General features: G+C 59.0%; 20 protein-coding genes. 4 read left to right on the plus strand and 16 right to left on the minus strand.

The window, feature by feature from the left end; all coding sequences use genetic code 11:
• Window positions 1–18: 18 nt before the first annotated feature.
• From EDC28_RS11580 to EDC28_RS11595, 4 genes are all read right to left on the minus strand, one after another.
• Window positions 19–1,005: an AraC family transcriptional regulator gene (locus EDC28_RS11580; RefSeq protein WP_123421710.1), complete on the minus strand. Its 987-nt coding sequence runs from the start codon at window positions 1,003–1,005 to the stop codon at window positions 19–21.
• Window positions 1,005–2,069 (minus strand): NAD-dependent epimerase/dehydratase family protein, encoded by a 1,065-nt coding sequence (locus EDC28_RS11585; RefSeq protein WP_123421711.1) that lies wholly within the window; start codon window positions 2,067–2,069, stop codon window positions 1,005–1,007. The genes EDC28_RS11580 and EDC28_RS11585 overlap by 1 nt, the downstream gene beginning before the upstream one ends.
• Window positions 2,070–2,147: 78 nt before the next feature.
• Window positions 2,148–3,272 (minus strand): E22 family MetX-like putative esterase, encoded by a 1,125-nt coding sequence (locus EDC28_RS11590; protein WP_123421712.1) that lies wholly within the window; start codon window positions 3,270–3,272, stop codon window positions 2,148–2,150.
• Between the two features lie 9 nt (window positions 3,273–3,281).
• Window positions 3,282–4,580, minus strand: a complete 1,299-nt coding sequence (locus EDC28_RS11595; protein ID WP_050660010.1) for a GntP family permease — start codon at window positions 4,578–4,580, stop codon at window positions 3,282–3,284.
• Between the two features lie 202 nt (window positions 4,581–4,782).
• On the opposite strand from EDC28_RS11595, the gene EDC28_RS11600 reads away from it, so the two are divergent.
• A complete protein-coding gene (locus EDC28_RS11600; RefSeq protein ID WP_198174024.1) occupies window positions 4,783–5,433 on the plus strand; it encodes a response regulator transcription factor in 651 nt (216 codons plus the stop codon).
• On the opposite strand, the gene EDC28_RS11605 is transcribed toward EDC28_RS11600, so the two are convergent.
• The 6 genes from EDC28_RS11605 to EDC28_RS11630 all read right to left on the minus strand — a co-directional run bounded on the left by EDC28_RS11605 (window position 5,414) and on the right by EDC28_RS11630 (window position 14,449).
• Window positions 5,414–8,785 carry a PAS domain-containing hybrid sensor histidine kinase/response regulator gene (locus tag EDC28_RS11605; protein WP_244946586.1) on the minus strand — a complete coding sequence of 1,124 codons (3,372 nt, stop codon included), beginning with the start codon at window positions 8,783–8,785 and terminating at the stop codon, window positions 5,414–5,416. The genes EDC28_RS11600 and EDC28_RS11605 overlap by 20 nt on opposite strands.
• Complete coding sequence (locus EDC28_RS11610; protein WP_050660009.1) at window positions 8,770–9,510, minus strand: 3-hydroxybutyrate dehydrogenase; 741 nt, start codon at window positions 9,508–9,510, stop codon at window positions 8,770–8,772. The genes EDC28_RS11605 and EDC28_RS11610 overlap by 16 nt, the downstream gene beginning before the upstream one ends.
• 1 nt (window position 9,511) lies before the next feature.
• Window positions 9,512–10,168, minus strand: coding sequence for a CoA transferase subunit B (locus EDC28_RS11615; protein ID WP_050660008.1), 657 nt, complete (start codon window positions 10,166–10,168; stop codon window positions 9,512–9,514).
• A 3-nt stretch (window positions 10,169–10,171) separates the two neighbouring features.
• Window positions 10,172–10,864 (minus strand): CoA transferase subunit A, encoded by a 693-nt coding sequence (locus tag EDC28_RS11620; protein ID WP_050660007.1) that lies wholly within the window; start codon window positions 10,862–10,864, stop codon window positions 10,172–10,174.
• A gap of 110 nt (window positions 10,865–10,974) precedes the next feature.
• On the minus strand, window positions 10,975–11,940 hold the full coding sequence (sohB, locus tag EDC28_RS11625) for a protease SohB (RefSeq protein ID WP_123421713.1): 966 nt from the start codon (window positions 11,938–11,940) through the stop codon (window positions 10,975–10,977).
• 85 nt (window positions 11,941–12,025) lie between these two features.
• The gene (locus tag EDC28_RS11630) at window positions 12,026–14,449 is read right to left on the minus strand and encodes a VolA/Pla-1 family phospholipase (protein WP_170164109.1); all 2,424 of its coding nucleotides are present in this window, start codon (window positions 14,447–14,449) and stop codon (window positions 12,026–12,028) included.
• A 169-nt stretch (window positions 14,450–14,618) separates the two neighbouring features.
• Here EDC28_RS11630 and EDC28_RS11635 point away from each other — a divergent pair, with 169 nt between their 5' ends.
• On the plus strand, window positions 14,619–15,362 hold the full coding sequence (locus tag EDC28_RS11635) for a YciK family oxidoreductase (protein WP_123421715.1): 744 nt from the start codon (window positions 14,619–14,621) through the stop codon (window positions 15,360–15,362).
• A gap of 39 nt (window positions 15,363–15,401) precedes the next feature.
• Here the strand turns inward: EDC28_RS11635 and EDC28_RS11640 are convergent, their stop codons facing one another.
• Window positions 15,402–16,391, minus strand: a complete 990-nt coding sequence (locus tag EDC28_RS11640) for a carbohydrate kinase family protein (protein WP_123421716.1) — start codon at window positions 16,389–16,391, stop codon at window positions 15,402–15,404.
• Between the two features lie 103 nt (window positions 16,392–16,494).
• Here EDC28_RS11640 and EDC28_RS11645 point away from each other — a divergent pair, with 103 nt between their 5' ends.
• A complete protein-coding gene (locus tag EDC28_RS11645; protein WP_123421717.1) occupies window positions 16,495–17,643 on the plus strand; it encodes a 3-phenylpropionate MFS transporter in 1,149 nt (382 codons plus the stop codon).
• Window positions 17,644–17,677: 34 nt separating this feature from the next.
• Here EDC28_RS11645 and tesB read toward each other — a convergent pair whose 3' ends face one another.
• The 3 genes from tesB to EDC28_RS11660 form a co-directional block, all read right to left on the minus strand.
• Window positions 17,678–18,553, minus strand: a complete 876-nt coding sequence (gene tesB / locus EDC28_RS11650; RefSeq protein WP_123421718.1) for an acyl-CoA thioesterase II — start codon at window positions 18,551–18,553, stop codon at window positions 17,678–17,680.
• Window positions 18,554–18,564: 11 nt separating this feature from the next.
• Window positions 18,565–19,209, minus strand: coding sequence for an MBL fold metallo-hydrolase (locus EDC28_RS11655; protein ID WP_083445951.1), 645 nt, complete (start codon window positions 19,207–19,209; stop codon window positions 18,565–18,567).
• 69 nt (window positions 19,210–19,278) lie between these two features.
• Window positions 19,279–19,740, minus strand: coding sequence for a hypothetical protein (locus EDC28_RS11660; protein WP_050660000.1), 462 nt, complete (start codon window positions 19,738–19,740; stop codon window positions 19,279–19,281).
• 84 nt (window positions 19,741–19,824) lie between these two features.
• Here EDC28_RS11660 and EDC28_RS11665 point away from each other — a divergent pair, with 84 nt between their 5' ends.
• Complete coding sequence (locus EDC28_RS11665) at window positions 19,825–21,045, plus strand: diguanylate cyclase (protein ID WP_170164111.1); 1,221 nt, start codon at window positions 19,825–19,827, stop codon at window positions 21,043–21,045.
• A 42-nt stretch (window positions 21,046–21,087) separates the two neighbouring features.
• On the opposite strand, the gene sucD is transcribed toward EDC28_RS11665, so the two are convergent.
• Window positions 21,088–21,960: a succinate--CoA ligase subunit alpha gene (gene sucD / locus EDC28_RS11670; protein ID WP_050659998.1), complete on the minus strand. Its 873-nt coding sequence runs from the start codon at window positions 21,958–21,960 to the stop codon at window positions 21,088–21,090.
• The gene (gene sucC / locus EDC28_RS11675) at window positions 21,960–23,126 is read right to left on the minus strand and encodes an ADP-forming succinate--CoA ligase subunit beta (protein ID WP_050659997.1); all 1,167 of its coding nucleotides are present in this window, start codon (window positions 23,124–23,126) and stop codon (window positions 21,960–21,962) included. Before sucC ends, sucD begins: the two co-directional genes overlap by 1 nt.
• Window positions 23,127–23,234 lie beyond the last annotated feature (108 nt).

The raw sequence follows: 23,234 nt of genomic DNA on the forward strand, positions 1-23,234 counted from the left end.
CCGCCTCAGGGCGGCTTTTTACTGGGAGGGGCGCTGGCGATAGTCGCCAGCGGTCTGGCCGGTGCGCTCTTTGAAAAAGCGCATAAAGGCGTTGCCATCACTAAAACCGAGCAAAAAGGCGATTTCCTGCAGACTCAGGGCCGATTGCCCCAGGTAATTGCGAGCCAGTTTCACCCTGGCATCACCCAGTTCAGCCTGGAAATGAGTGCCCTCGGCGGCGAGTTGCCGCTGCAAGCTGCGCCGACTCATGGCCAGACGCCGGGCCACGGTATCAATACGGCTATCACCGCTGGGTAGCAACTCAAAAAGCACTGCCGCTAGCCGTTCACGGGCCGAGGCCTTACTGGACAGCTCGGCAAGACGCTGGTTAAGGCCGGGCTCGAAAAAATCCCACATGGCACCGTCGAAAGTTAAAAAGGACCGCCGGGCATCAGACGCACTGAAGGTAAGGCTGTTTATCCCCGCTTGGGGCCTGACGCCGAAAAACGCCTCAAAGGGCACCAGCTCCGTTGGCAGTGGCGCCATGCTGACCGCCAGGGGCACAACCTGCTCACGGGTGGCAAGGCGCAATAGTTTGACCAAAAACACCAGTTCAGCAGCGCCAAGCCCTGGCGGCAAGGAGCCTATGGCAGGGTCAAAATGCAGCTCAAGACGCGTGGACTCGGCGCTGATGTTCAAAGTTAGGCGCATCGGGCCAATCAGGGGTTTGTATTTTTGCAGCCGGGTTAGCGCCTGGTTGAAGTCCTGGCTGCACAGACTGGCAAAAATGGGCGGCGAGAATGACTCGGTGGAAAAAGCCTGGCCCAACAGCAGCGGCGCCGTGGGGCCAAGGCTGTCGTGCACCACAGCCCAGAGCCGAAAGTACTCGGCCGGGGCAAGGCTGGTTTGGCGGGCAAAAAGATCAGCGCTAAGACCGGCCTTTTTCAGCAGGCAGCTCACCGAAAGGCCCAAGTCTTTTAGCAGCAGCTGCCAGCCCGGTGCTACAGCAAAACGCTGGCCTACCATCAGCGAGCCTGAACAGCGCCGCTGGCCACCAATTGGGCAAAGAAATCGTTCATGGTCTCTTCTAATGAGCGGTATTGCATACCCAGTTCGCGCACGCTTTTGCGGTTATCGCCATGCCAAGGGTAACCGACATTACGGCTTATCATGGCGCGGGTCAGCGCCTTGTCTGCGAAGGGGGCGGCCAACCAGACCAGCCATTTGGGCAAGGTGCGCCTTGGCAGCGCAAATTTATCACCAAAACGAGGTACAAGCGCTTCGGCCAGGGCCATAAAGCTGGCGTCGTGGCCGCTTATCACATAGCGCCCCCTGGCCTCTGGAGTAAAGGCCGCGGCCAAGTGCGCCTCGGCCAAGTCGCGCACATCCACCACACCAAGAGGCCAGTTTGGCACCCCCACCTTCATGGTACCGTCCCCTAGCTGTTTGATGAGGTTAAAGCTCTCGGAGGTGGCATCGGCTTTAATACCGGGGCCCATCACCAACGACGGATTCACCACCACCAGCTGCCAGCGCTGCTGGGTATCATGCAGTGCCCAGGCTTCACGTTCGGCAAGGGTCTTAGAATAGCTGTAGGCCTGATGGCTGATGTTGGCCGTGGTATTCCACACCGATTCGTCAAAGGCGCTCAGTCCTTTTTCCTTTAAATCGATATTGTCAGCATAAATGGCGGCGCAGCTGCTGGTAAGCACCACCCGCTTTACCGAAGCAGTGCGCTCCACCGCCCTCAGCACGTTACGGGTACCCTCCAAGGCTGGCTGGATAAGGTCAAGGGCTGGATCTGAGACCTGGCTGGTAAAGGGCGATGCGGTATGAAACACCACTGCGCAACCGGCAGCGGCGGCGTCAAAGCTGCCCTCTTTTAAAAGGTCGGCCTCGAACAATTGAAGCTGGCCAGGGCTTTGCTCGGCAAGGTCATACAGGTACTGCAGCCGGGCTTTGTTGGCAAGGTGGCGCACCGTGCCATGCACGGCTAGGCCTTCATCAAGCAGGCGCTTAATAAGCCAACCGGCTACATAGCCGGTAGCGCCGGTCACCATCACCGGTTGGGACTTGTCGATGTTGAACATGGAACTTGCCTCTCATCTCGCCAAATGCGCTAAGCATGGCGCCCTGAAGGCCCAAGGGCACTAGCAAAAGGTGCCAGCTTACTTGCCCATGATGCCACCTTCAAGAAAGCGGCGCAGCGTCTCGGCCTGGCTTGAGATACTGGCAATGCCGTCGAGATGGCCCCAAATGCCGTCGATTTCCTGGTAGTGGCTGTCTTTACCCAGGCTTTGCAGCAATTCATGGGCGTGGCGGGCAAGGTAAGGCATCAGCAGCCGGTCGTGGCTGGCCGGCATAAAGAGGCAGCGCGCCTGCACCCGCTCAAGGTTGTCCTTAAGGTTGCCGCTAAAGCCGGCAATGAAGTTTTGCGAGGCCCGTACCAAATAAAGGATGCTGTTGGCGTCTACAAAAGCGGCCTTGGCCGCCATGGCAGCCAGGTGCTGGGTAACGCACTGGTGGCGGGCGCGAATATCGGTGCAGGGCAACTCGTCGATAGGCGGCGCGTAGAGGCTATTGATACTGGCGGGCGCCGTGGCATCCAAAAAGAGGTAGCCCAACGCCAGGTTGATGCCCTCGGCTGGCTGGCCACTGGCGTAATAGTCGCCGCCTTGCCAAGCGGGGTCGCTTTTGACGGCATCGCTCCAACGCTCAAGGCCCAGTACTGTCCAGGCGTCAAGTTGGCCGGCGCCAATCACACTTGCCATTCTCGGCACCCAATCGGGGTATGCCACCGCCCAATCCAGCGCCTGGAACGAGCCCATGGATGGCCCCACCACGGCATAAAGCGCGGTGATGCCCAGGCTCTCAAGGAGCGCCTTTTGCACATTGACGAAATCGCGGATGGCCACCACCGGAAAATCCAGGCCATAGGGGTGGCCGGTGGCACTGTTGATGCTGGCAGGCCCGGTGGTGATGACATCGGGGCTCAGCGGTTGCAGGTTGGCAAGGCTATCGACACTGACCACATAAAAACGGTTGGTGTCGATAGCCTTGCCCGGCCCGATGATGGCGTCCCAGTAGCCAGGCTCGGCATCGCTAGTGCGATACCGGCCAGCGGCATGGGAATTGCCGGAAAAATAATGGGTGATGAGGATAACGTTGCTGGCATCGGTATTGAGCTCACCGTAGGCCTCCCAGCCTACGGTGACATCCAGCACCGCCCCGCCCTGTGTCTGAAACTGCTTGAGGCTAAATTGGCGTTTCTCGACCAGCGGCAGGGACTCCATCACAACTCCTTAGAACAGGCTGAACAGGGCAATGGCCAGGATCACCCCGAATATCGGCACCACCACCGTCAGGGCGGCCAGGGGCCAATAGGCATCTTCATGGCGCTCTCCACAAATAGCACGGATGGTGGTGACCACGTAACCGTTATGGGGCAATGAATCCAGGGCGCCAGAGGAAATGGCCACCACCCGGTGCAAGGCGCTGGGGTCGACCCCCAGTTGCAGGTAATGGGGCGCCACCGCCGGCAAGGCGATCACTTGGCCACCGGAGGCCGAACCGGTCAGCCCCGCTATCACCGACACCGCGACCGAGGCGCCGATAAGCTCGTTGCCTGGCAGGGAGGTCATGGCGTCCACCACGGTATGAAAAGCCGGTGACAGCTTGGCCACGGCCCCAAAGCCCACCACCGCCGCGGTGTTACCGATGGCCACCAAAGCGCCGGTAGCGGCCGCCGACATGGCCGCCTGCTGGTTGATAAAGTGCTTGAAGTTGATCAGCCACAAGGTGGCTACGCCGCCGGCCAGGGCCACTATCAAGGCCGCTTGGGCCATGCTGTCGTGCAACAGGTAAGAGAGCACCAGCACCACCACCAGCGGCAGCAGCCCGGTCCAGGCCTTGGGCAGGGTGCGCTCATCAGGGTGAGTGTCGCCTTCGCGGTCAACAAAATGCTCGCCACGGGCCACGGCTTTTTTCAGCATGTAGTTAAGCCACAGGTAGCCCACCACCATCATGAAAACGGCCACCACCAAGGATACTTGCCAGCCGGCATAGGGGCTGGTGTGCAGGTATTTGATGGGGATCCAGTTCTGGATCTCCGGTGAGCCGGCCGAGGTCATGGTGAAGGTCACCGAACCAAAGGCCAGGGCCGCCGGAATAAAACGCCGTGGCAGGTTGGCGTCTTTAAAGAGCGACAGCGCCACCGGGTACACCGAGAAGGCCGCCACAAACAGCGACACGCCGCCGTAGGTCAGCACCGCACAGGCCAGCACCACCGCCAGGGCGGCATGTTTGACGCCAAGTTTGCTGATAATGGCCCTCGCCACCGCTTCGGCAGCGCCGGTGTCTTCCATGAATTTGCCGAACATGGAGCCCAGCAGGAACATCAGGAACCAGGCCGAGACAAAGCCGCCAAAGCCGCCCATATAGCCGGTCACAAAATCGTTTTGGCCGCCGTGCCAGAACGGCACGCCGCCAGTAAAGGCCACCAGCAAGGCACAGAGCGGTGCACTCAAAAAGAGGTTCACCCCCCGCATGGTGAGCCAGATAAGTCCCCCAAGACCCACCAGCAAGCCGATTAAACTCAACATGGCAATTTCCTGTTTATGATGTTGTTAACGCAGTCTGGGGGAACATCAAAATCTTGACCATAGTACTAAGGTACAGCGTTCAACAGCGGCTAATGGCCCTATTGTTTTGAAAGTGCAAGGGTTATCCGCCCCTTATCTAGAACAGGTGCTGCGCCGGCGACGCAGTGTCGGTACACTAGCCGCCAGAGTAGACAAGGTATTTATGCCAGCCGTGCATGCCATTATTGCTGACGACCATCCCCTCTTTAGGGGCGCCCTTAAACAGGCGACCGAAACCCTCCTCGAAGGCCCCGTCATGGAAGCGGCCTCGATGGACGAGGTGTGGGAACTGCTAAAGCGCCACCCCAGTACCGAACTGGTGTTTCTGGATTTGATGATGCCGGGCACAGACGGCTTTGCCGGGTTGTCCATCCTCAGGGCCGAGTACCCGGATGTGGTGGTTATCATGATCTCCGCCCACGAAGACGCCACCACTATCGGCCGGGCCATGGCCCTTGGCGCCAGTGCCTTTGTACCCAAATCGGCGCCGCTGCCACTGCTGGCCGAGGCCATTGCTGCGGTGCGAAATGGCGATACCTGGCTGCCTGAAGGCATTGAGGTGGTCAGTGGCGACGACACCCAGCACTTAAGCCTCTTGGCCAAGCTCACACCCCAGCAGCTAAGGGTGCTGAAAATGATTGCCGATGGCCTATTAAACAAGCAGATAGCCTATGAAATGGACGTGCAGGAAACCACCATCAAGCAGCATGTGTCGGCCATTTTGCGAAAGCTCGAAGTCAATAACCGCACCCAGGCCGGGCTTTTGTACCAAAGCCTGCAGCAGGTAGATCACCTCAAGCCAGCAACCTTCTGACCAGATTCTTAAGCGGCATGGGTTTGACCGGTTTTAGCAGGAAGTGAAAGCCAGCGTCGATAACGGCGCTGCGAATCGCATCCCCCTGGTCAGCCGAGTGAATAACACAAGGCAGCTCCCCCCACCGCGCTTGCAGGCGCCGGGCCACGTCTACCCCAAGGGCGCCATCATCCAGGTGATAGTCAATCAGCAGCAGCGCCGGCGCCGCCAGCATCTGGGTCTCGGCCTCATAACGCACGGCGTGCACTTCGGCGCCCCAGCTTTCCAACAGCGCACTTAACGCCTCGCGGACGTTATCGTCGTTATCCATCACCAAAATTGGCAATTTTGGCAGCCATTGCTGGGTTTGGCGCTGGCTCAAGGTCTTTTGAGGCGCCGCCCCGGCGCGGGCCCTTGGCAGACTGACCCCAAAAGCGGCGCCCTGCCCCGGCGCCGAGTCCAAAGCCAGGCGGTGGCCAAGCAGGCGGCAAAGCCGGTCGGTGATGGCAAGGCCCAGTCCCAGGCCCTGCCCCTGGCCGGGGCCGAGCTGCTGGAACTCGGTGAAGATGCGCAGTTGGTCTTTTTGTGCAATGCCGGGGCCGGTATCTCGCACCCAGAGCGTCAATTCCTGCCCTTGGCGCCTTACCCCCAACAGCACTGTGCCTCGCTCGGTGTAGCGCACGGCGTTGGCCAGAAGATTCTGGGCGATACGGCGCAGCAGGCGCTTGTCGGAACGCACCCAAAGCATTGTGGGCACAGCGCGAAGGGCCAAGCCTTTATCAGAAGCGATGGCGGAGAATTCACGCACCAACGGCTCCAGCACCTCGCTTAAGGGGAAATCGCTCAGCTCCGCCTTGACGGCGCCGGCATCGATTTTGGTTATCTCCAGCAGCGCCGAGAGCAGGCTTTCGGCCGATTGCAGCGAGCTTTGCACGTTATCGGCCAGGGCCTTTAACGCCCCTTGTGGGGCTTTTTCCTTTAACAGCGCGCTAAAAAGGATGGCGGCGTTAAAAGGTTGCAAGAGATCATGCCCCGCCGCGGCAAAAAAGCGGGTTTTGGCGGCGGTGGCTTCTTCTACGGCGCGGTTGGCAGCCAGCAACTGGCTGTTAACGGTTTGCAGGGCCTGGGTGCGCTCTTCCACCCGCTCTTCCAGCGCCTCGTTAAGCTCGGTGAGCTGCTGCTGGGCCTGGATAAACTCGGTGATGTCGGTGTAGGTGGTAACAAAGCCGCCGCCGGGCAGAGGGTGGCCTTCCATCTCCACCACGGTGCCGTCGTCCTGGCGGCGCTGGTAGCGGTAGCGCGAGCCCGACCGCAGGTGATTGAGACGTTTCTGCACTTCCTGGGTAGGGTCACCAGTGAGTAAACCACGCTCGGCGTTAAAACGGATTAAGTCTTCCACCGGCCGGCCTACCGTTACCAGGTCGCCTGGGTAGTCGAATAGCTCCAGGTAGCGCCGGTTCCAGGCAATGATGCGCATGTCCCTGTCCACCACACTGATGCCCTGGGAGATGTTCTCGATAGTTGCAGTTAGCAGGCTCTGGTTAAAGCGCAGCACCTGGGAGGCTTCGTCCACAAAGCTCGCCACTTGCGACAGCGGCAGCGCCTTTTGGGCCCGAAGCGCGTCCATCACCATGCGCATCGAGGCGCCGCCAATGACCGCCGAGAGGTGTTTTTCTACCTGCTGAACCAAGGCCGGAGGAGCCGCCTGGCGGGACAGCTCGGTCGCACCGGGGTACTGGCGGCGAATAAGGCCCTCGGCTACGTCTTCGCCGGCAAAGCGTTTGACCAGTTCAAAGCAGTCTTGCACCGTCAGCACCGATGAGGCTACGTGCAGGGGCTGGCGCATAAAAGAGTCGGCCTGCAATTGCTCGCTGACCGAGGTATGGGACAAAAACGACACCAGCACGGTGAGCGCCAGGTTGACCCCAAGGCTAAGCAGCGTGCCAAAACTGATGGCGTCCATGGGCACCGGCAATCCCGGCACCGCCACCCCAAAGCCTTGAGGGAGCAGCAGGGTGTAAGCCCAAAGCAGCGAGCCGGCCATTAACCCGGCACGGGCGCCCTTGGAGTTGGTGCCGCGCCACACCAGCCCCAGCACCAGCGGCGGGAATAGCTGCGCCACCAGCACAAAGGCCATCAGCCCCATTTGCGACAAGGTGTCGCTGCTGACACTGGCCCGGTAATAGAAAAAGCCCCCCAGCACCACCACCAGCATCGCCAGGCGCCGCAGCCACAGCAGCCAGCTGCCCTGCCCCGTCTCCGGCAAGCCCCGCACTTTTAGCAGCATCGGCGCGGTGAGATCGTTGGTGATCATGATTGACAGCACCACCGTTGCCACCACCACCATGGCGGTAGAGGCCGAGAGGCCGCCAAGGTAAGCCAGCAGGGTCAGCCAGGGCGAGTTCAGCGCCATGGGCAGGTAGAGCACGTAGCGGTCCGGGCTTACCGAATCGCCCAGCAACACGGCACCGGCGAGGCCCAGCGGCAGGGTAAAGATGCCAATAGCCACCAGGTAGGCCGGGAACAGCCAGCGAGTACGGCGCAAAAAAGGCAAACGGGGACTTTCAACAAAAGTGAGGTGAAAAAGCCTTGGCAAACACAAGGTAGCGGCCAGCCCTAAGAGGGTGTGGACCCAATAGACATAACCGGGGGCTGCTTGCTGTTGCAGCTTGGCCACCTGCGGGCTTTGGGCGGCCGCCTGAAGCAGCGGGCCAAAGCCGCCAAACTGGCCGTACACCACCACCAGCGCCAACACCCAAAAGGCAATCAGCTTGACGATGGACTCGAAGGCGAGCGCCGTCATCATACCGGCGTTATGGGCCTGGGCCTGGGTGTGGCGCGAGGCAAACAACATGGCAAAGATGGCCATGGCCAGGGCGACCCCCAGCGCGGTGTCTTGCCACCAGTGGCTGCTTTGGTGATCGGTCAGAACATTGATGGCATCGGCCACCGCCCTTAACTGCAAGGCGATATACGGGATGATGGAGGCCACCGCCACCAAGGTTACCGACACCGCCAAGGCGCGGCTGCGGCCAAAGCGGGTGGCGATAAAATCGGCAATGGAAGTGATGTTGTTGCGCCGGATATGAATAGCCAGGCGCTTTAAAGCGGGGAAAGCAAAGAGGTACAGCAAGATAGTGCCGGTGTAAGTGGGGGGGAGCCACCAGCCGTTATGTACCGCTTGCCCTGTTACCCCGAAAAAGGCCCAAGACGTGCAGTAAACCCCCAATGACAAACCGGCTGTCCATCCGGACAGCCGGTGCCTGGCATTGACGCGCTCACCCCAATAGGCGATGGCGAACAGCAGGGCAATATAGGCAAGGGAGACCAGGGTAACCGGCCCCCACCCCAGCGGCATCACCTGGCGGTCCAACCTCCATCCAGCACCAGGGTCTGGGCCGTGATGTTACGGGCCGCAGGGCTGATGAGGAACATGGCAGAGCCCGCGATCTCCTCGAGGGTGATAAAGGCCTTTTTGGCCATGGGTGCCAGGAAGATGTTGGCCACCACATCCTCTTCGGTCATGTTGTTTTCCCGCGCTTGGTCGGCAATTTGCTTGTCTACCAGCGGGGTTTTCACATAAGCCGGACAGATGGTGTTGACGGTGATGTCCGCCTCACCCAACTCCAGGGCCAGGGTCTTGGCAAAGCCTAAGAGGCCATGCTTGGCTGACACATAGGCTGATTTATAGGGGGATGCCACCAGCGAGTGGATAGAGCCGATATTGATGATGCGGCCAAAGTTCTGCTCGCGCATGGCGGGCAGGAAGGCTTTGGTCATGATCATCGGCCCTACCAGCATGATATCAATCAGTTGGCGCCACTTGTCGGCAGGGAAGTCTTCGAGCCGCGCCACGTGTTGAATGCCGGCGTTATTGACCAGCACATCAATGGCGCCCACTTCCTTGGCAAGGGCCTCGGCAGCGGTTGCATCGGTGACGTTAATGGCCACGCCTATGGCCTTGGGTAGCTTGGCGGCGGCTTCTGCCGCCTTGGCGCCGTCCAGGTCAGCCAGCACCAGCTCATGGCCGGCGTTAGCAAACTGTTCGGCGATACCAAACCCGATGCCAGAGGCACCACCCGTTACCAGCACTTTCATGTCATACCTCCATTTCTGGAACATCGTCGGCAGCAATGAGCTTGCCGGCAGTCTTTTCACGGATTTCCTGAACGCTGACCCCGGGCGCACGTTCTTTCAGAACGAAGGCGCCATTCTCTATTTCGAAATACCCCAGGTCGGTAAGGACCTTTTTGATGCAACCGGCCCCGGTCAGAGGCAGCTCGCACAGGGGAAGCAGTTTTGAATTGCCGTATTTATCGGCATGCATCATGGTGACGATGATGTTATCGGCACCAGCCACCAAATCCATGGCGCCGCCCATGCCCTTGACCAGCTTGCCGGGGATCATCCAACTGGCGATGTTGCCTTGGATATCCACCTCAAAAGCCCCCAGCACGGTCAGATCCACGTGGCCGCCACGGATCATCGCAAAGGATTCGGCAGAGTTGAAGAAGCTGGCACCCTTCACAGTGGTGACAGTCTGTTTACCGGCATTGATGAGATCCGGGTCTACCTCGTCTTCGGTTGGGAAAGCGCCCATGCCCAGCAGGCCATTCTCCGATTGCAACATCACATCGATGCCCTCGGGAATGTAGTTGGCCACCAGGGTGGGAATGCCGATACCGAGGTTAACGTAGTAACCGTCTTTGAGTTCTTTGGCGACACGGGCCGCCATTTGTTCGCGGGACAGTGCCATGACTCAGCTCCTTACGGTCCGTTGCTCGATGCGTTTTTCAAAGGTGCCCTTGATAACCCGGTCGACATAAATGCCGGGGGTATGGATAAACTCAGGGTCCAACGCGTCAACGATTTCTTCGGCTTCCACCACGGTAATTTTGCCGGCGGTGGCCATCATCGGGTTGAAGTTCATGGCGGTCTTGCGGAAGGTCAGGTTACCGAAGCGATCCGCTTGATAGGCGCGCACCAAGGCAAAATCGGCGGTCAGGCTCGGCTCAAGCACATAGTGGCGGCCGTCGATTTCGCGGGTTTCTTTGCCTTCGGCAACCGGGGTGCCGTAGCCGGTGGCGGTGAAAAAGGCCGGGATACCGGCGCCACCGGCACGAATTTTTTCAGCCAGGTTACCTTGGGGGGTCAGTTCCACTTCCAGCTCGCCAGAGAGCATCTGGCGCATAAACTCGGCGTTTTCACCGACATAAGACGCCACCATCTTCTTGATCTGCTTGGTCTGCAGCAGCAGGCCAAGACCAAAGTCATCGACCCCAGCATTGTTGGAAATGCAGGTCAGGCCTTTGACACCGGTATCTCGCATGGCGGTGATAAGACCTTCGGGAATACCGCACAGGCCAAAACCACCCACCATTACCGTCATATTGCTTTCGATGCCAGCCAAGGCCTCTTCGTAACTTTGAACGATCTTATTAAACCCAGACATCACAGTCTCCTTATGAAACTTGGGCCATGCTAGCGCCCGGCTTTGCCAAGGCACCAGCCTACTTTAGTGTTAGAGATCCGCTCCCAGGGTATACCTTGCTTTACAGTGCCTTACAGGCCAAGCCGCGTCAGCACGGCGCGCAGGGACAAGCCCAGTTTCTCACCCAGTTTGCGTTTGAGTTGGTAACTGACCGCCAAGATCCGATGGCTGCCGAGTTTGGCAGTCAGGTAAGCATCGGAGGTGGCAATGTCGTCAATCAGGCCTTTCTCCAGCGCATCGACCCCCAGCCACACTTCGCCGGTAGCCACCTGCTCCACATCCAGCTGCGGCCTAAATTGGCTCACGTGGTTGCGAAAGTGACCGTGGATCACGTTGAGATCGGCAACAAACTTCTCGCGCCCTTCCTCGGTGTTCTCCCCCAACACGGAAAGGGTTCGTTTGAATTTGCCTGCGGTGTGTTGCTCGTAGTCGATGTCGTGCTTTTTCAAAACCTTATGCAGGTTAGGAATGCCCGCTATCACACCGATAGAGCCTAGCATGGCAAAGGGCGCTGCCAAGATCCGGTCGGCAACGCAGGCCATCATGTAACCGCCACTGGCGGCCACCTTGTCTACCACAACGGTCAGCGGAACCCCGGCATCCCGGACTCGCGCCAGTTGCGAAGCGGCCAAGCCATAACCATGGACCACGCCGCCCGGAGATTCCAGCCGCAGCAGCACTTCGTCTTGTGCCCCGGCCACCGCCAATACTGCGGTCACTTCTTCGCGCAGGGCTTCCACTTCATGGGCGTCCATGGAGCCGTGAAAATCCAGCACAAAGAGGGTGGGTTTGCCGTCATCACTGGCCTTTTTGGCCGCCTTTTCCTCGGCTTTAAGGGCCTTTTTATCCAGTAGTTCGGCTTTGAGACGCTGGCCATAGCCGCGCAGACGTTTACCCAAGTCGGTAACGGTCAGCTCCCCTTTTTGGCGCTGCTTGCGAAGGGAAAGCGCGGCCACCACCACCAGCAATACCACTATGGCTACCACCAAGGTCAGGGTCTTGGCCAGGAACAGGCCGTATTGAGAAAGAAAATCCAATTTCACTACTCCGTGACTGCAAAGCCTTGAGTGTAAAACAAAACACCCGGCCAGTGGCCGGGTGTTTTTACGCATTTACGGCGACTTAGTCTTGCGCCGCGTCTGCCAGTACCGCGCTGTTGGTGACCAGGATGGTCAAACCTTTACTGGCCAGGAAGCTGGCCACTTGGGTTTGCATCTCGGTGGTCACAGCAGCCGAGCTGGCCGGTGACAGCAAGGAGGTGTGAGCGCCAGCATTAAAGTGCGCTACACCGCTGACCTGGGTGGTGCCGTCAGTGCTGGTCAGGGTAGCCGTGATGGGGGTCAGGCCCAGGCTTGCCACCAGCGGATCGGTACCGGACAGCGGATAACCGAAGGCGGCGTTGCTGTTGGGGATGACCTGATCGCTGGTGCCGGCAGTGCCGTTACCCACCACTTCGTGAACCAGCAGCCCAGGGGTATTGCCCTTGAGGGTCACGCCATAGGCGATGGGGTCGGCCGAATCCAGCACCGTTTGCGCGGCAAACAGGAACTGCGGCAGGAACTGCTCGTACACCGCGTCAACCAGTTGCTCATAGCCGGCATCACCCGGTTGCAGGTTGTTGGTGTTGGCAGCGGCCAGTGCGGTCTGGAAGCTGGAAGACGCCACCAGGCCATCTTGTACCGTGGCTGCAAAAGCCGGTGAGAAGGCGAAAATACCGGCTACACCAGCGCCAGGCACCGACAGGGCCGCGGTCTTGAAGCTAAAGAAGGCCGAGTAATCGTTACCGCTCGGATCCTTGGTTTCAGTGTTACCCACCGCTACCGCCTCAGAACCGACGATGGAGCCCAGGGAGATACCCATGTAGCTGACATCGGTGCCGTCCAGGGTGGTGCCGCCGCCTAGGGTTTGGGCAGTCAGCGCCGCGCGCAGGGACAGCTCGTCCATCACGCTCTCGCGCAGGTTGTCACGCACCGTGCCAAGGCTGGCCAGGTTGGTGTAAATACCGACGTTGTCACCGGCATTGAGGTTCTCTTGGCCGTCACCGGTCAGGTCCAGGCCACGGGTACCGTGCAGCGGCAGGTCGATGGCGATCATCGCCTGGCCGTTAAGGGCCAGAGTGCCGGCGATGGCAAGGCCGGTTTCTTTATAGGAGGTAATGCCGTGGCCGTAGACCACGGTAGGCCAGCCGGCTGCGCCTTTGGCAATAGTGCCGTCCATGCTCAAAGCGCCACGCAGGTTGTTAACGGTGCTGGGGATAGGCAGGGTAACCAGTACGTCAATGGTCTTGATGGAGCGGACCTTAGGCACCGGGTTGTACTTGGTGATGAACTTGAGCGGGTCAACATCATCGCCAGCGTCGTTGGTGAAGCTGGCGCCAACCAGCAGCGCGTTGTTGGTGAGCGCAGCGGTAGGGTCGATACCTTGATTTGCTGCCTGCTGGGCGTAGTTGGCCTGGCTCAGGGTGCCGTTTTGCAGGGCCAGCAGCACCGCTGCCGGGCTGTCACCGGAGGCAATCCAGCGAGAAGACAGGGCGTCGCACTGGGTCAGGTCGCCAGTCGCGATGTTACAGGCGCCGCTTGCAAAATCAGCTGCAGTGGGTTTATCCAGGAAGTACGGCAGGCTCAGAGTGGCTTTATACACTTCGGCGCCGCTGGCCAGTTGGCCGGCGGTGGTGGAGCCATCCAGGCCCAGCACATCGGCAGCGGTCTTGCCAGTGTCGGTCAGGGCCGACAAGCTCAGCTGCCCGGCTTGCAGGGTCTGCATCAACACCAGTTTGGCGTAGTTGAGGGTGTCGATGGTGCTCTGGGTAGTAAAGAGGCCGGAGTAGGTGACGCTGTCTTTGTCGATACCGGCAGCGGCCAGCACCTTTTCATAGGAGTTGACGGCGGTTTGCGCGGACAACTGGCTGGCGGTACCCAGCGGGGTGGTCTCCACGTCCTGTTTAAGCAGGTTATACGTGGCAGAGCCTTGCACGGAGCGGCCTTCGGAGTCATGTACCAGGCTGGTGGTGGCGACAACGTAAGCAGATTTGGCGTCCAAAGGCTTCAGGGGCACGATGGCGATGGTGTTGTCGTTGGTGACTGCGGTGGTGAAATCGGTACCAAAGGTCAGGGCCGATTCGAAGGTGCAGGCGTCAACGGAGGACGCATCGGCGCAGTTGGCGTCTTCGCCACCTTTGGTGACTTTCAAAAGCACTACGGCGCCAGCTTGCTGCACTGAGGCTTCGTCCAGGGTGAGGCCGGTGGGCAAGTCAACACTGATGGTAAAAGGCGTGCTCAACGACCAGCCGTCCATGCCGGACAACACGGCTTGAGGATCGTAAGGGCTGGACTCATCGGCGACACCGGGGATGTTAAGGGTGCCGTCCGTGGTACCGCTCAGCAGCAGATCGTTGGGGATCGGCAGCACTCCATTGGAGGGATCGTAAGCGATACGGGCAGTTGCGATGCTGTTATCTGTTCCGGGTGTTTCGCTGTAGGAGTCATCTCCACAGGCACTCAGGCCCAGTGCTGCCAACACAGCGATGCTGACAAATTTCTTATCCATGATATTCCCCATTAAATGGTTGTTTTGTTTTAGTTGACCATCGGGTCAATACGTTACTCACTGGTCCGACTTTTTACAAATCTTTCCCGTAAAAACTTCTATCCTCGCCTATTTGGGCCCTTCTCCCGGTTCAGGTAGACTGGCGTCAAATTGCCGGACGAGATTATCCATGCTCGACTACCAAGCCTCAAAAGATATCTTAAAAAACAGAGTTGTTCTGGTCACAGGCGCCAGCGCCGGTATCGGCCGGGAAGCCGCACTCTGTTATGCCGCCCATGGCGCCACCGTGTTGCTACTGGGGCGAAATGTTAAAAACTTAGAAGCCGTTTATGACGACATCGCCGCCATAGGCGCCCCCCAGGCCGCCATCATCCCTCTGGATATGCTGGGCGCTACCGACCAGCACTATCGCGATATGGCGCTGACCATTGAAAACCAGTTCGGGCGGTTGGACGGCGTGCTGATGAACGCCGGGGAGCTCGGCACCCTTACCCCCTTTGAGCAGACCGACGACGACAGCTGGGACAAGGTGATGAAAATCAACGTCGACGCCACCTTTCGGATGACCCGCGCCCTGTTGCCACTGTTAAAGGCCAGCGAAGATGGCCGCCTTATCTTTACCAGTTCTGGGGTGGGTAAAAAGGGCCGCGCCTACTGGGGCGCTTATGCGGTGTCCAAGTTTGCCACCGAAGGCATGATGCAGGTGCTGGCCGATGAAAACAGCAAAGGGCCTTTGCGGGTTAACTGCATCAACCCCGGCGGCACCCGCACTGCCATGCGTGCCAAAGCCTTTCCGGCCGAAGATCCCATGACCTTGAAAACCCCGGCCGACTTGATGCCCCTTTATCTGTACCTGATGGGGCCGGACAGCAAGAGCGTCAACGGCCAGAGTATCGACGCCCAGCCCAAATAATGGGCTCATAAAAAAAGCCGGGCTAAAAACCCGGCTTTATTAGGGCTGCCAGGGCGAGCGCTTAAAGACACGGTTATCCGCCGCGAGCTTCTTCTCAAGACTGGGTTTATCCAGCAATTTATTCTTGGCGCCTTTAAAGGCCAGCACCGACTCGGCGTTGAGCATGCCGGCTTTTACCGCCTGCTCCAGCGCCCGGCCACAGGCCAGGGCCGCCACAAAACCGCTGGCAAAGGCGTCGCCGGCGCCAGTGGTTTCAACAATGGTCAACCCTTGCTGTGGCTCGGCCCACACCACAATGTGCCGGTCTGTGGCTATGGCGCCAGCAGCGCCGTCGGTGATGGCAATCACCGGTATGGCAACCCGGCTGGCCAGGGCTTTGAGTAATGCATCGCTGCCGTGGTTTTCCCGCTCGTCCCAGCCCAGCAACATGGCGCTTTCTTCCTTGTTGAGCACCAGCACCGTCAGGCGCTCAAGAATGGGCTGCAAGGCCGCCAAGCCCTCTTTGGCAAGATAACTGGAAGGGTTAAAGGCCACCTTGGCATGAGTTTTGGCTACCAGCGCCTTTAGGGTGGCAAGGCTTTGGCCCAGCATCGCCGAGCAATAAAGCCAGCGGCACCGCGGCAACACGGCCTCATCCTCACTTAAAAAATCGTTGGCGCCTTTGAACGCCAAAATGGTGCGGTCGTCATCAATGGAGTCGAGAATAACCGACAATCCGGTCTGCCCAGCTTTTACACCGACAAAATCGACCCCCTCCGCTGCCAGTAAATCGAGCACCTGCTGGCCTTGAGGGTCATCGCCAATTTTCCCTAAAAAGGCGGTCTTAAGGCCCTGGCGGGCAAAGGCGACGGCGGTGTTGGTGCCGCCGCCACCCACCGTGATATTCAGGTCTTTGATAAGAATTTTGCCCCCCAGCGGATAGGCAATAAGCCGCTCTAAGCTGTGGCGGGTTTCGATTTGTACCAGCTCCGAATCGGTGTCGGCAAAAAGGTCTACCGTTGCCGAGCCCAGGGTAACCACGTCAAACATAACGCCTCCTTTTTATCGAGCATGGCAGCCCCCTGCCCCGGCTGCCTTGACCCGGCGCAATTGGCAGGCGAAGATCCCAGCCCCGCTGCCCAAGGATGCTGTGATGACCCTGAGCCCTACACGTTGGTTATCTTTGTTTTATATACACTTTTTCTTAGGCTGGGGGATCTATCTGCCGTTTTGGTCGCTGTGGCTCAAAGGCCAGTCCCTGACCCCGGCCCTGATTGGCATTTTGCTGGGGGTGGCCCAAGGCACTCGCGCCATGGGCTCGCTTTTTATCACCACCCGCATTCGCCGCTCCGAGCAACTGATGCCGGCGGCAAGGCTATTGTCCCTGGCCACCTTGGTGCTGTTTTGCGGCTTTCTCCTTCCCCAAAGCCTGCCGCTGCTGCTGGGGCTGACCTTAATAAGCTCCCTACTCTACTCGCCGCTGATGCCCATCTCCGACGCCATCGCCACCCGCATGGTGGCGCAGATCGGCATTGATTACGGCAAGGTGCGGCTGTGGGGGTCGGTGGCCTTTGTGGTGATGTCGACCCTGATGGGCTATTTCACCGGCCTGTGGGGGAGCCAGGCGGTGCTGTGGTGCCTGCTGGTCACCCAGATGATGATGTTCCTCGGCACCCTGCCAGCCATGTCGGTGCCGCTCATCGATGGCGCCGCGGCTAAAGCCAGCACGCCCTGGCATCAGTTACTTAAGCTACCCAAACTGCGCCGTTTTCTGTTTACCAATATGGCCATTCAAGGCAGCCACGCCGCCTATTACGGCTTTTCAGCCATTTATTGGCAGTCCCTTGGTATCAGTGCCGGCACCATCGGCTTTTTATGGAGCTGGGGCGTGGTGGTGGAAGTGGCGGTGTTCTTCTTTGCCAAGCGGCTTTTCGGCAACAAGCATGCCAGCTGGCTGCTGAGCATTGCCGCCGTTGCTGTGATGCTGCGCTGGACCGGCACCGCCTTTGCCAGCAGCCTGTGGCAGCTGGTCTTGCTGCAAGCCATGCACGGCCTCACCTTCACCCTCGCCCACCTTGGCGCCATTACCTACATCAGCAAAGAGCTGCCGCGCCACCATGGGGTGGGTACCCAGGCGCTGTATTCGGCCCTGGCCCTGAGCTTGTCGGTAGCGGCGATGATGTTGGTGACAGGTGGCCTCTTTGAGGCCCTGGGCGGCAAGGTGTTCCTGGTGATGGCAGCCCTTGGCCTGCTGGCCCTGCTACTGGCAAGAAAGGTGCGCCCCATTGAAGAGCCAGCATAAAAAAACGCCCCTTCGGGCGCTTTTTTGTAGGCATTTATTGCGGCGTTTTTGGCTTTCGCTGGCGAATAAGCCCTTCTTGCTGGGTGGAGGCCACCAGCCGGCCCTGGCGGTCAAAGAACTGGCCGCGCACCAAGCCCCTGGCGCCACTGGCAATGGGGCTTTTCACCACATACAGCAGCCAGTCGTCCATCCGAAAATCCTGGTGGAACCACATGGCGTGGTCGATGGAGGCCACCTGCAGGGTTGGCTCCATGTAGCTGCGGCCATGAGGCTGTAAAGAAGTGGGCAGGAAATTGAAGTCAGAGGCATAGGCCAGCAGGTACTGATGGATGCGCGGGTCATCTGGCATCATGCCGTTGGCCTTTATCCACACGTACCGGACCGGCTCGGCCACTTCGGGCGCGGTGGGGTCGTGAAACACCACCGGGCGCATCTCGATGGGCATTTCGGTGAGGAAATTCTCGAGAATGCGCTTGGGCAAGCGCTCGGCCAGCGGCTCGGCCAGCTCACGTTCGCTTTTCAGCCCATCAGGGCCGGGTACCGGCGGCATTTCGTCCTGATGGGAAAAGCCTTCTTCGGCGATTTGAAAGGAGGTGGTGAGCTCAAAAATAGGCCGCCCGTGCTGGATGGCCTTAACCCGCCGTGTAGAAAAGGTGCCGCCGTCGCGCAGGTTTTCCACCAGGTACACCACCGGGCTTTTGGCGTCGCCCGCTTCCAGAAAATAGGCGTGCAGGGAGTGGGCGCTGCGGCCGGTATCGACGGTGGCCTGGGCGGCGCTCATGGCCTGGCCCAGTACCTGGCCGCCGAACAAGGCCGGAAAGCCCAAATCCTGGCTCTGGCCACGAAAGATACCCTTCTCTACCGGCTCAAGTTCCAACAGCGACAACAGTTCATTTAATACAGGAGACATGGAAACCTTCCTCAGCCAAAGCGGCTATCGGCAACAAAGGGGTTGGTACGGCGCTCTTCTCCGAGGGTGGACATGGGGCCGTGGCCGGGCACAAAACGCACATCGTCGCCCAGCAGAAACAATTTATTGCGAATGGCATCCAGCAGCTGCTGGTGGTTGCCCATGGGAAAATCGGTGCGGCCGATGGAGCCTTTAAAAAGCACGTCCCCCACTTGGGCCCAGCGAGCCTCACGGTTAAAGAGCACCACATGGCCCGGGGTGTGGCCGGGGCAATGGAGCACCTCAAAGCGAAGGGTGCCGAGGGTTAGCGTATCGCCGTCATCGAGGTAACGGTCGGGGCTAAAGGCAACCGGGGCGGGAAAACCGAACATCCGCGCTTGCTCGTCCAGGCGGCTTAACCAGAAATCGTCGGCTTGATGGGGGCCAATTACCGGCACCCCAAGGCGCGCTTTAAGCTCGCCGGTAGCGCCGACATGGTCAAGGTGGCCGTGGGTCAGCCAGATGGCGTCAAGCTCCAGATCCCGTTTGGCCAGCTCGGCCAGGATGCGCTCGGGCTCACCGCCCGGGTCTATCACGGCGGCTTTGCGGGTTTCGGGGCACCAGACCAGGGTGCAGTTTTGGGCAAAAGGCGTGACGGGAAGTAAGGTAAATTCCATCACTGTCGACTCATGTTCAATCAGGCAATTGCCCATGGTACCCCGAGCCACCGGGCCAAAGGCAAGTGCTTATGGCGCCGGTCGCTGGCCACGGCATTGCTCAAGCCGGTGTAATACCTGCTCGGCCCTGGCCGCCACCCAACTTGGCAGCACCGCATCAACGTTCATGGTTTGGCGGTCATACACCCGCCCTGGCCACTTATCACGACCGCTCTCGGTCAGGCACAGCCCCACCGACGGAAACACGTGATGGTAAACCAGGCCAAGAGTCTCTATTTCCTGCCAGGCAACATGGCCCTTGCTGAACCAGTAATGGAGAGTCAGGCCTTGCTCATCGGCTGCCAGGTACATGCAGCTGCGGCTAAGGGCGCTTAAAAACAGCAACGCGAAGAGGCTGAAGATCCCCATCACCCACACACCGTAGGCTTCCCCTACTTGCCAGCGCCAGCCGCCAATGGCGGCGATCAGCAGGCAAAGCAGTACAGACAGCAGCACAATGCCTTTATTGGCACCTCGGCTATAGTGGTTCATAGGTCCTCCCATTCGTGGCGGGCCAATGATACGACGTTGATAAGCGCTTGTCTTTCAAGGATGAAAATTACCGGACCCAAGCCAATGACAGCAGCATCGCCTTCGGAAAAAGCCGCGACGGGGGGCCTTAGGGCGCAGCTAGCGCCCTTTAGCCTGCATTTTGTGGGTAACCAGGCCGATTGGGAGCAGCCCTTTCGCGAGGCGTATTTCCACAACACCCTGGGCCAGGCCCGCATTGCCATCGGCTTTGGCGTCTTTTACTTTTCCCTGTTCGCCATCTTGGATTTACTGGTACTGCCAGAGCGCCTCCTTGAGGCTTGGGTTTGCCGCTTCGGGGTATTCTTGCCAGCCGGGCTCATGGTGCTGGCCCTGTCCTTTCATAAAAGCTTTATGGGCTTTTATCAGGGCGCACTGGCTTTTTTGGTGCTGCTGGGAGGTAGCGGAGTCATTTATCTCACCACCCTCACCTCCCAGACCGACAGCTACCTCTATTACGCCGGGCTTATTCTCGCCTTCATGTTCGGTTACGGTTTTGCCAAGCTGCGCTTTGTCACCGCCACCTGCTGCTGCTGGACCCTGGTGCTGATATTCGAGGTGGTGGAATTTACCGTCAACCACCCCAGCCTTAAGGGCCTGCTCTCTAACCAGTTCTTTTTTATTGGCGCCAATATCGTTGGCATGATGATTTGCTACCACCAGGAAAAATCGGCAAGGCTGGCGTTTTTACTGCAAAACCAGCTTGCCGAGCAAAATGCCCTGCTGCTCAGCCACAACCAGAATCTTGCCAAACTCACCAACCTCGATGGCCTGACCAAGGTGGCCAATCGTCGCCACTTGGACCAATTCTTTCACCAGGCCTGGAAGCAATGCCTGGATGAGCGCCATCCGCTTGCCATCATCATTTGCGACATCGACGTCTTTAAACAGTACAACGACCATTACGGCCACGTGGCGGGCGATGATTGCCTGATCAAGGTCGCCAAGGCCTTGAGTCAAAGCGTGCGCCGCGCTAATACCCTGGTGGGCCGCTACGGCGGGGAGGAGTTTGCGGTGGTGATGGCAGGCGCCTATACCGAAGAGGCGCAAACCGTGGCCGAGCGCATTCGCCAGGCGGTGCAGCAACTGGCCCTGCCCCACGTAAAGTCCGAGACCAAAGTGGTGACCTTAAGCCTGGGGGTAGCGGCGGCCGTGCCCAGCCAGTACCTCACCCAGCGTGAGCTCTTTCAGTGCGCCGACAGCGCCCTGTACGAGGCCAAGCTTGCCGGACGCAACCAAGTGAAGGTGGGCCAGCTTATCAAGGCATAAAAAAAGCCGCCTTAAGGCGGCTTTTTAGCAAAACAACCGAGCTTACCAGCCGGTTACTTCGCGCAGGGCTTTGCCGATATCGGCCAGGGAGCGCACGGTTTTAACACCAGCGTCTTCCAGGGCAGCGAACTTCTCATCAGCAGTACCGGCACCGCCGGAGATGATGGCGCCAGCGTGACCCATACGCTTGCCCGGAGGAGCAGTTACACCGGCGATGTAGGACACAACCGGCTTGGTGACGTTGGCTTTGATGTAGGCAGCCGCTTCTTCTTCAGCAGTACCGCCGATCTCACCGATCATCACGATGGCTTGGGTTTCGTCGTCGTTCTGGAACATTTCCAGAATGTCGATGAAGTTGGAGCCCGGGATCGGGTCGCCACCGATACCCACACAGGTAGACTGGCCGAAACCTTCGTCAGTGGTTTGTTTAACCGCTTCGTAGGTCAGGGTGCCAGAGCGGGAAACGATACCCACTTTACCTTTCTTGTGGATGTGGCCAGGCATGATGCCGATTTTGCACTCGTCCGGCGTGATAACGCCGGGGCAGTTCGGGCCGATCATGCGCACACCGGTCTCTTGCAGCTTGACTTTAACGTCCAGCATGTCGAGGGTCGGGATGCCTTCGGTGATACAGATGATGAGTTCGATACCAGCGTCGATGGCTTCGAGGATGGCGTCTTTACAGAACGGAGCCGGAACGTAGATAACAGTGGCGGTAGCGCCAGTGGTTTCTACGGCATCACGCACGGTGTTGAACACCGGCAGACCCAGGTGAGTGGTGCCGCCTTTACCCGGAGACACACCGCCAACCATCTTGGTTCCGTAAGCAATGGCTTGCTCGGAGTGGAAGGTACCTTGACCACCGGTGAAACCTTGGCAGATGACCTTGGTATCTTTGTTAATCAGAACGCTCATTATTTACCCTCCGCAGCTTTGACAACCTGTTGGGCAGCGTCAGTCAGGCTGGTGGCGGCAATGATGTTCAGGCCGCTTTCGGCCAGCTTCTTGGTGCCCAGCTCTGCGTTGTTACCTTCCAGACGAACAACAACCGGCACTTTCACGCCGACTTCTTCCACAGCACCGATGATGCCTTCTGCGATCATGTCGCAGCGCACGATGCCGCCGAAGATGTTGACCAGTACCGCTTTAACGGCGTCGTCAGACAGGATGATTTTGAAGGCTTCGGATACGCGCTCTTTGGTAGCACCGCCGCCTACGTCCAGGAAGTTGGCAGGTTGGCCACCGTGCAATTTCACGATGTCCATGGTACCCATGGCCAGGCCAGCGCCGTTAACCATACAGCCGATGTTGCCTTCCAGAGCAACGTAGTTCAGTTCCCACTGAGCAGCACGGGCTTCACGGGCGTCTTCTTGAGACGGATCGTGCATTTCGCGCAGCTTGGGCTGACGGTACATGGCGTTGGAATCGATGTTGATCTTGGCGTCCAGGCAGTGCAGGTTGCCTTTGTCGGTGATGACCAGCGGGTTGATTTCCAGCAGGGCCAGATCGTAATCGGTGAACAGTTTGCCCAGACCCATGAAGATCTTAACGAACTGCTTGATTTGGTCGCCTTCGAGGCCCAGCTTGAACGCCAGCTCACGGCCTTGGTAAGGCTGCGGGCCGACCAGCGGGTCGAGGGCCATTTTGAAGATCTTCTCGGGGGTTTCGTGAGCAACGGTTTCGATGTCCACGCCACCTTCGGTAGAAGCCATGAACACCACGCGACGGCTGGCGCGGTCCAGAACGGCACCCAGGTACAGTTCTTTGGCGATGTCGGTGCAGGATTCAACCAGGATCTTGTTGATCGGCTGACCTTTCTCGTCAGTCTGGTAAGTCACCAGGTTTTTGCCCAGCCAGTGCTCGGCAAATTCGCGCACTTTCTCTTTAGAGTCGACGACCTTTACGCCGCCCGCTTTACCGCGGCCACCAGCGTGTACCTGACATTTTACGACCCACTCGGAGCCGCCGATGGAGGAGGCAGCTTCTACAGCAGCCTGAGGGTTGTCAACCGCGAAGCCTTCGGATACGGGCAGACCGTACTCGGCGAGCAGTTGCTTAGCCTGATACTCGTGCAAGTTCATTATGCTCAGTCTCTTTGCGTGTTTGTGGCAGCTAGGGGCTACCATCCCAAAAAAGGCCTTGCGGCCTTTCGTCCAGATTTAGGGGGGCCTTGGCCCCCCTTTGCCTGA

This window comes from Gallaecimonas pentaromativorans (genome assembly GCF_003751625.1).
Taxonomy (GTDB): domain Bacteria; phylum Pseudomonadota; class Gammaproteobacteria; order Enterobacterales; family Gallaecimonadaceae; genus Gallaecimonas; species Gallaecimonas pentaromativorans.

Excerpts from the sequence above, each read along its gene's own strand:
- EDC28_RS11580 (WP_123421710.1), bottom strand. The coding sequence starts at position 1,005 with ATGGTAGGCCAGCGTTTTGCTGTAGCACCGGGCTGGCAGCTGCTGCTA.
- EDC28_RS11585 (WP_123421711.1), bottom strand. The coding sequence starts at position 2,069 with ATGTTCAACATCGACAAGTCCCAACCGGTGATGGTGACCGGCGCTACC.
- EDC28_RS11590 (WP_123421712.1), bottom strand. The coding sequence starts at position 3,272 with ATGGAGTCCCTGCCGCTGGTCGAGAAACGCCAATTTAGCCTCAAGCAG.
- EDC28_RS11595 (WP_050660010.1), bottom strand. The coding sequence starts at position 4,580 with ATGTTGAGTTTAATCGGCTTGCTGGTGGGTCTTGGGGGACTTATCTGG.
- EDC28_RS11600 (WP_198174024.1), top strand. The coding sequence starts at position 4,783 with ATGCCAGCCGTGCATGCCATTATTGCTGACGACCATCCCCTCTTTAGG.
- EDC28_RS11610 (WP_050660009.1), bottom strand. The coding sequence starts at position 9,510 with ATGAAAGTGCTGGTAACGGGTGGTGCCTCTGGCATCGGGTTTGGTATC.
- EDC28_RS11615 (WP_050660008.1), bottom strand. The coding sequence starts at position 10,168 with ATGGCACTGTCCCGCGAACAAATGGCGGCCCGTGTCGCCAAAGAACTC.
- EDC28_RS11620 (WP_050660007.1), bottom strand. The coding sequence starts at position 10,864 with ATGTCTGGGTTTAATAAGATCGTTCAAAGTTACGAAGAGGCCTTGGCT.
- EDC28_RS11630 (WP_170164109.1), bottom strand. The coding sequence starts at position 14,449 with ATGGATAAGAAATTTGTCAGCATCGCTGTGTTGGCAGCACTGGGCCTG.
- EDC28_RS11635 (WP_123421715.1), top strand. The coding sequence starts at position 14,619 with ATGCTCGACTACCAAGCCTCAAAAGATATCTTAAAAAACAGAGTTGTT.
- EDC28_RS11640 (WP_123421716.1), bottom strand. The coding sequence starts at position 16,391 with ATGTTTGACGTGGTTACCCTGGGCTCGGCAACGGTAGACCTTTTTGCC.
- EDC28_RS11645 (WP_123421717.1), top strand. The coding sequence starts at position 16,495 with ATGACCCTGAGCCCTACACGTTGGTTATCTTTGTTTTATATACACTTT.
- tesB (WP_123421718.1), bottom strand. The coding sequence starts at position 18,553 with ATGTCTCCTGTATTAAATGAACTGTTGTCGCTGTTGGAACTTGAGCCG.
- EDC28_RS11655 (WP_083445951.1), bottom strand. The coding sequence starts at position 19,209 with ATGGAATTTACCTTACTTCCCGTCACGCCTTTTGCCCAAAACTGCACC.
- EDC28_RS11660 (WP_050660000.1), bottom strand. The coding sequence starts at position 19,740 with ATGAACCACTATAGCCGAGGTGCCAATAAAGGCATTGTGCTGCTGTCT.
- EDC28_RS11665 (WP_170164111.1), top strand. The coding sequence starts at position 19,825 with ATGACAGCAGCATCGCCTTCGGAAAAAGCCGCGACGGGGGGCCTTAGG.
- sucD (WP_050659998.1), bottom strand. The coding sequence starts at position 21,960 with ATGAGCGTTCTGATTAACAAAGATACCAAGGTCATCTGCCAAGGTTTC.
- sucC (WP_050659997.1), bottom strand. The coding sequence starts at position 23,126 with ATGAACTTGCACGAGTATCAGGCTAAGCAACTGCTCGCCGAGTACGGT.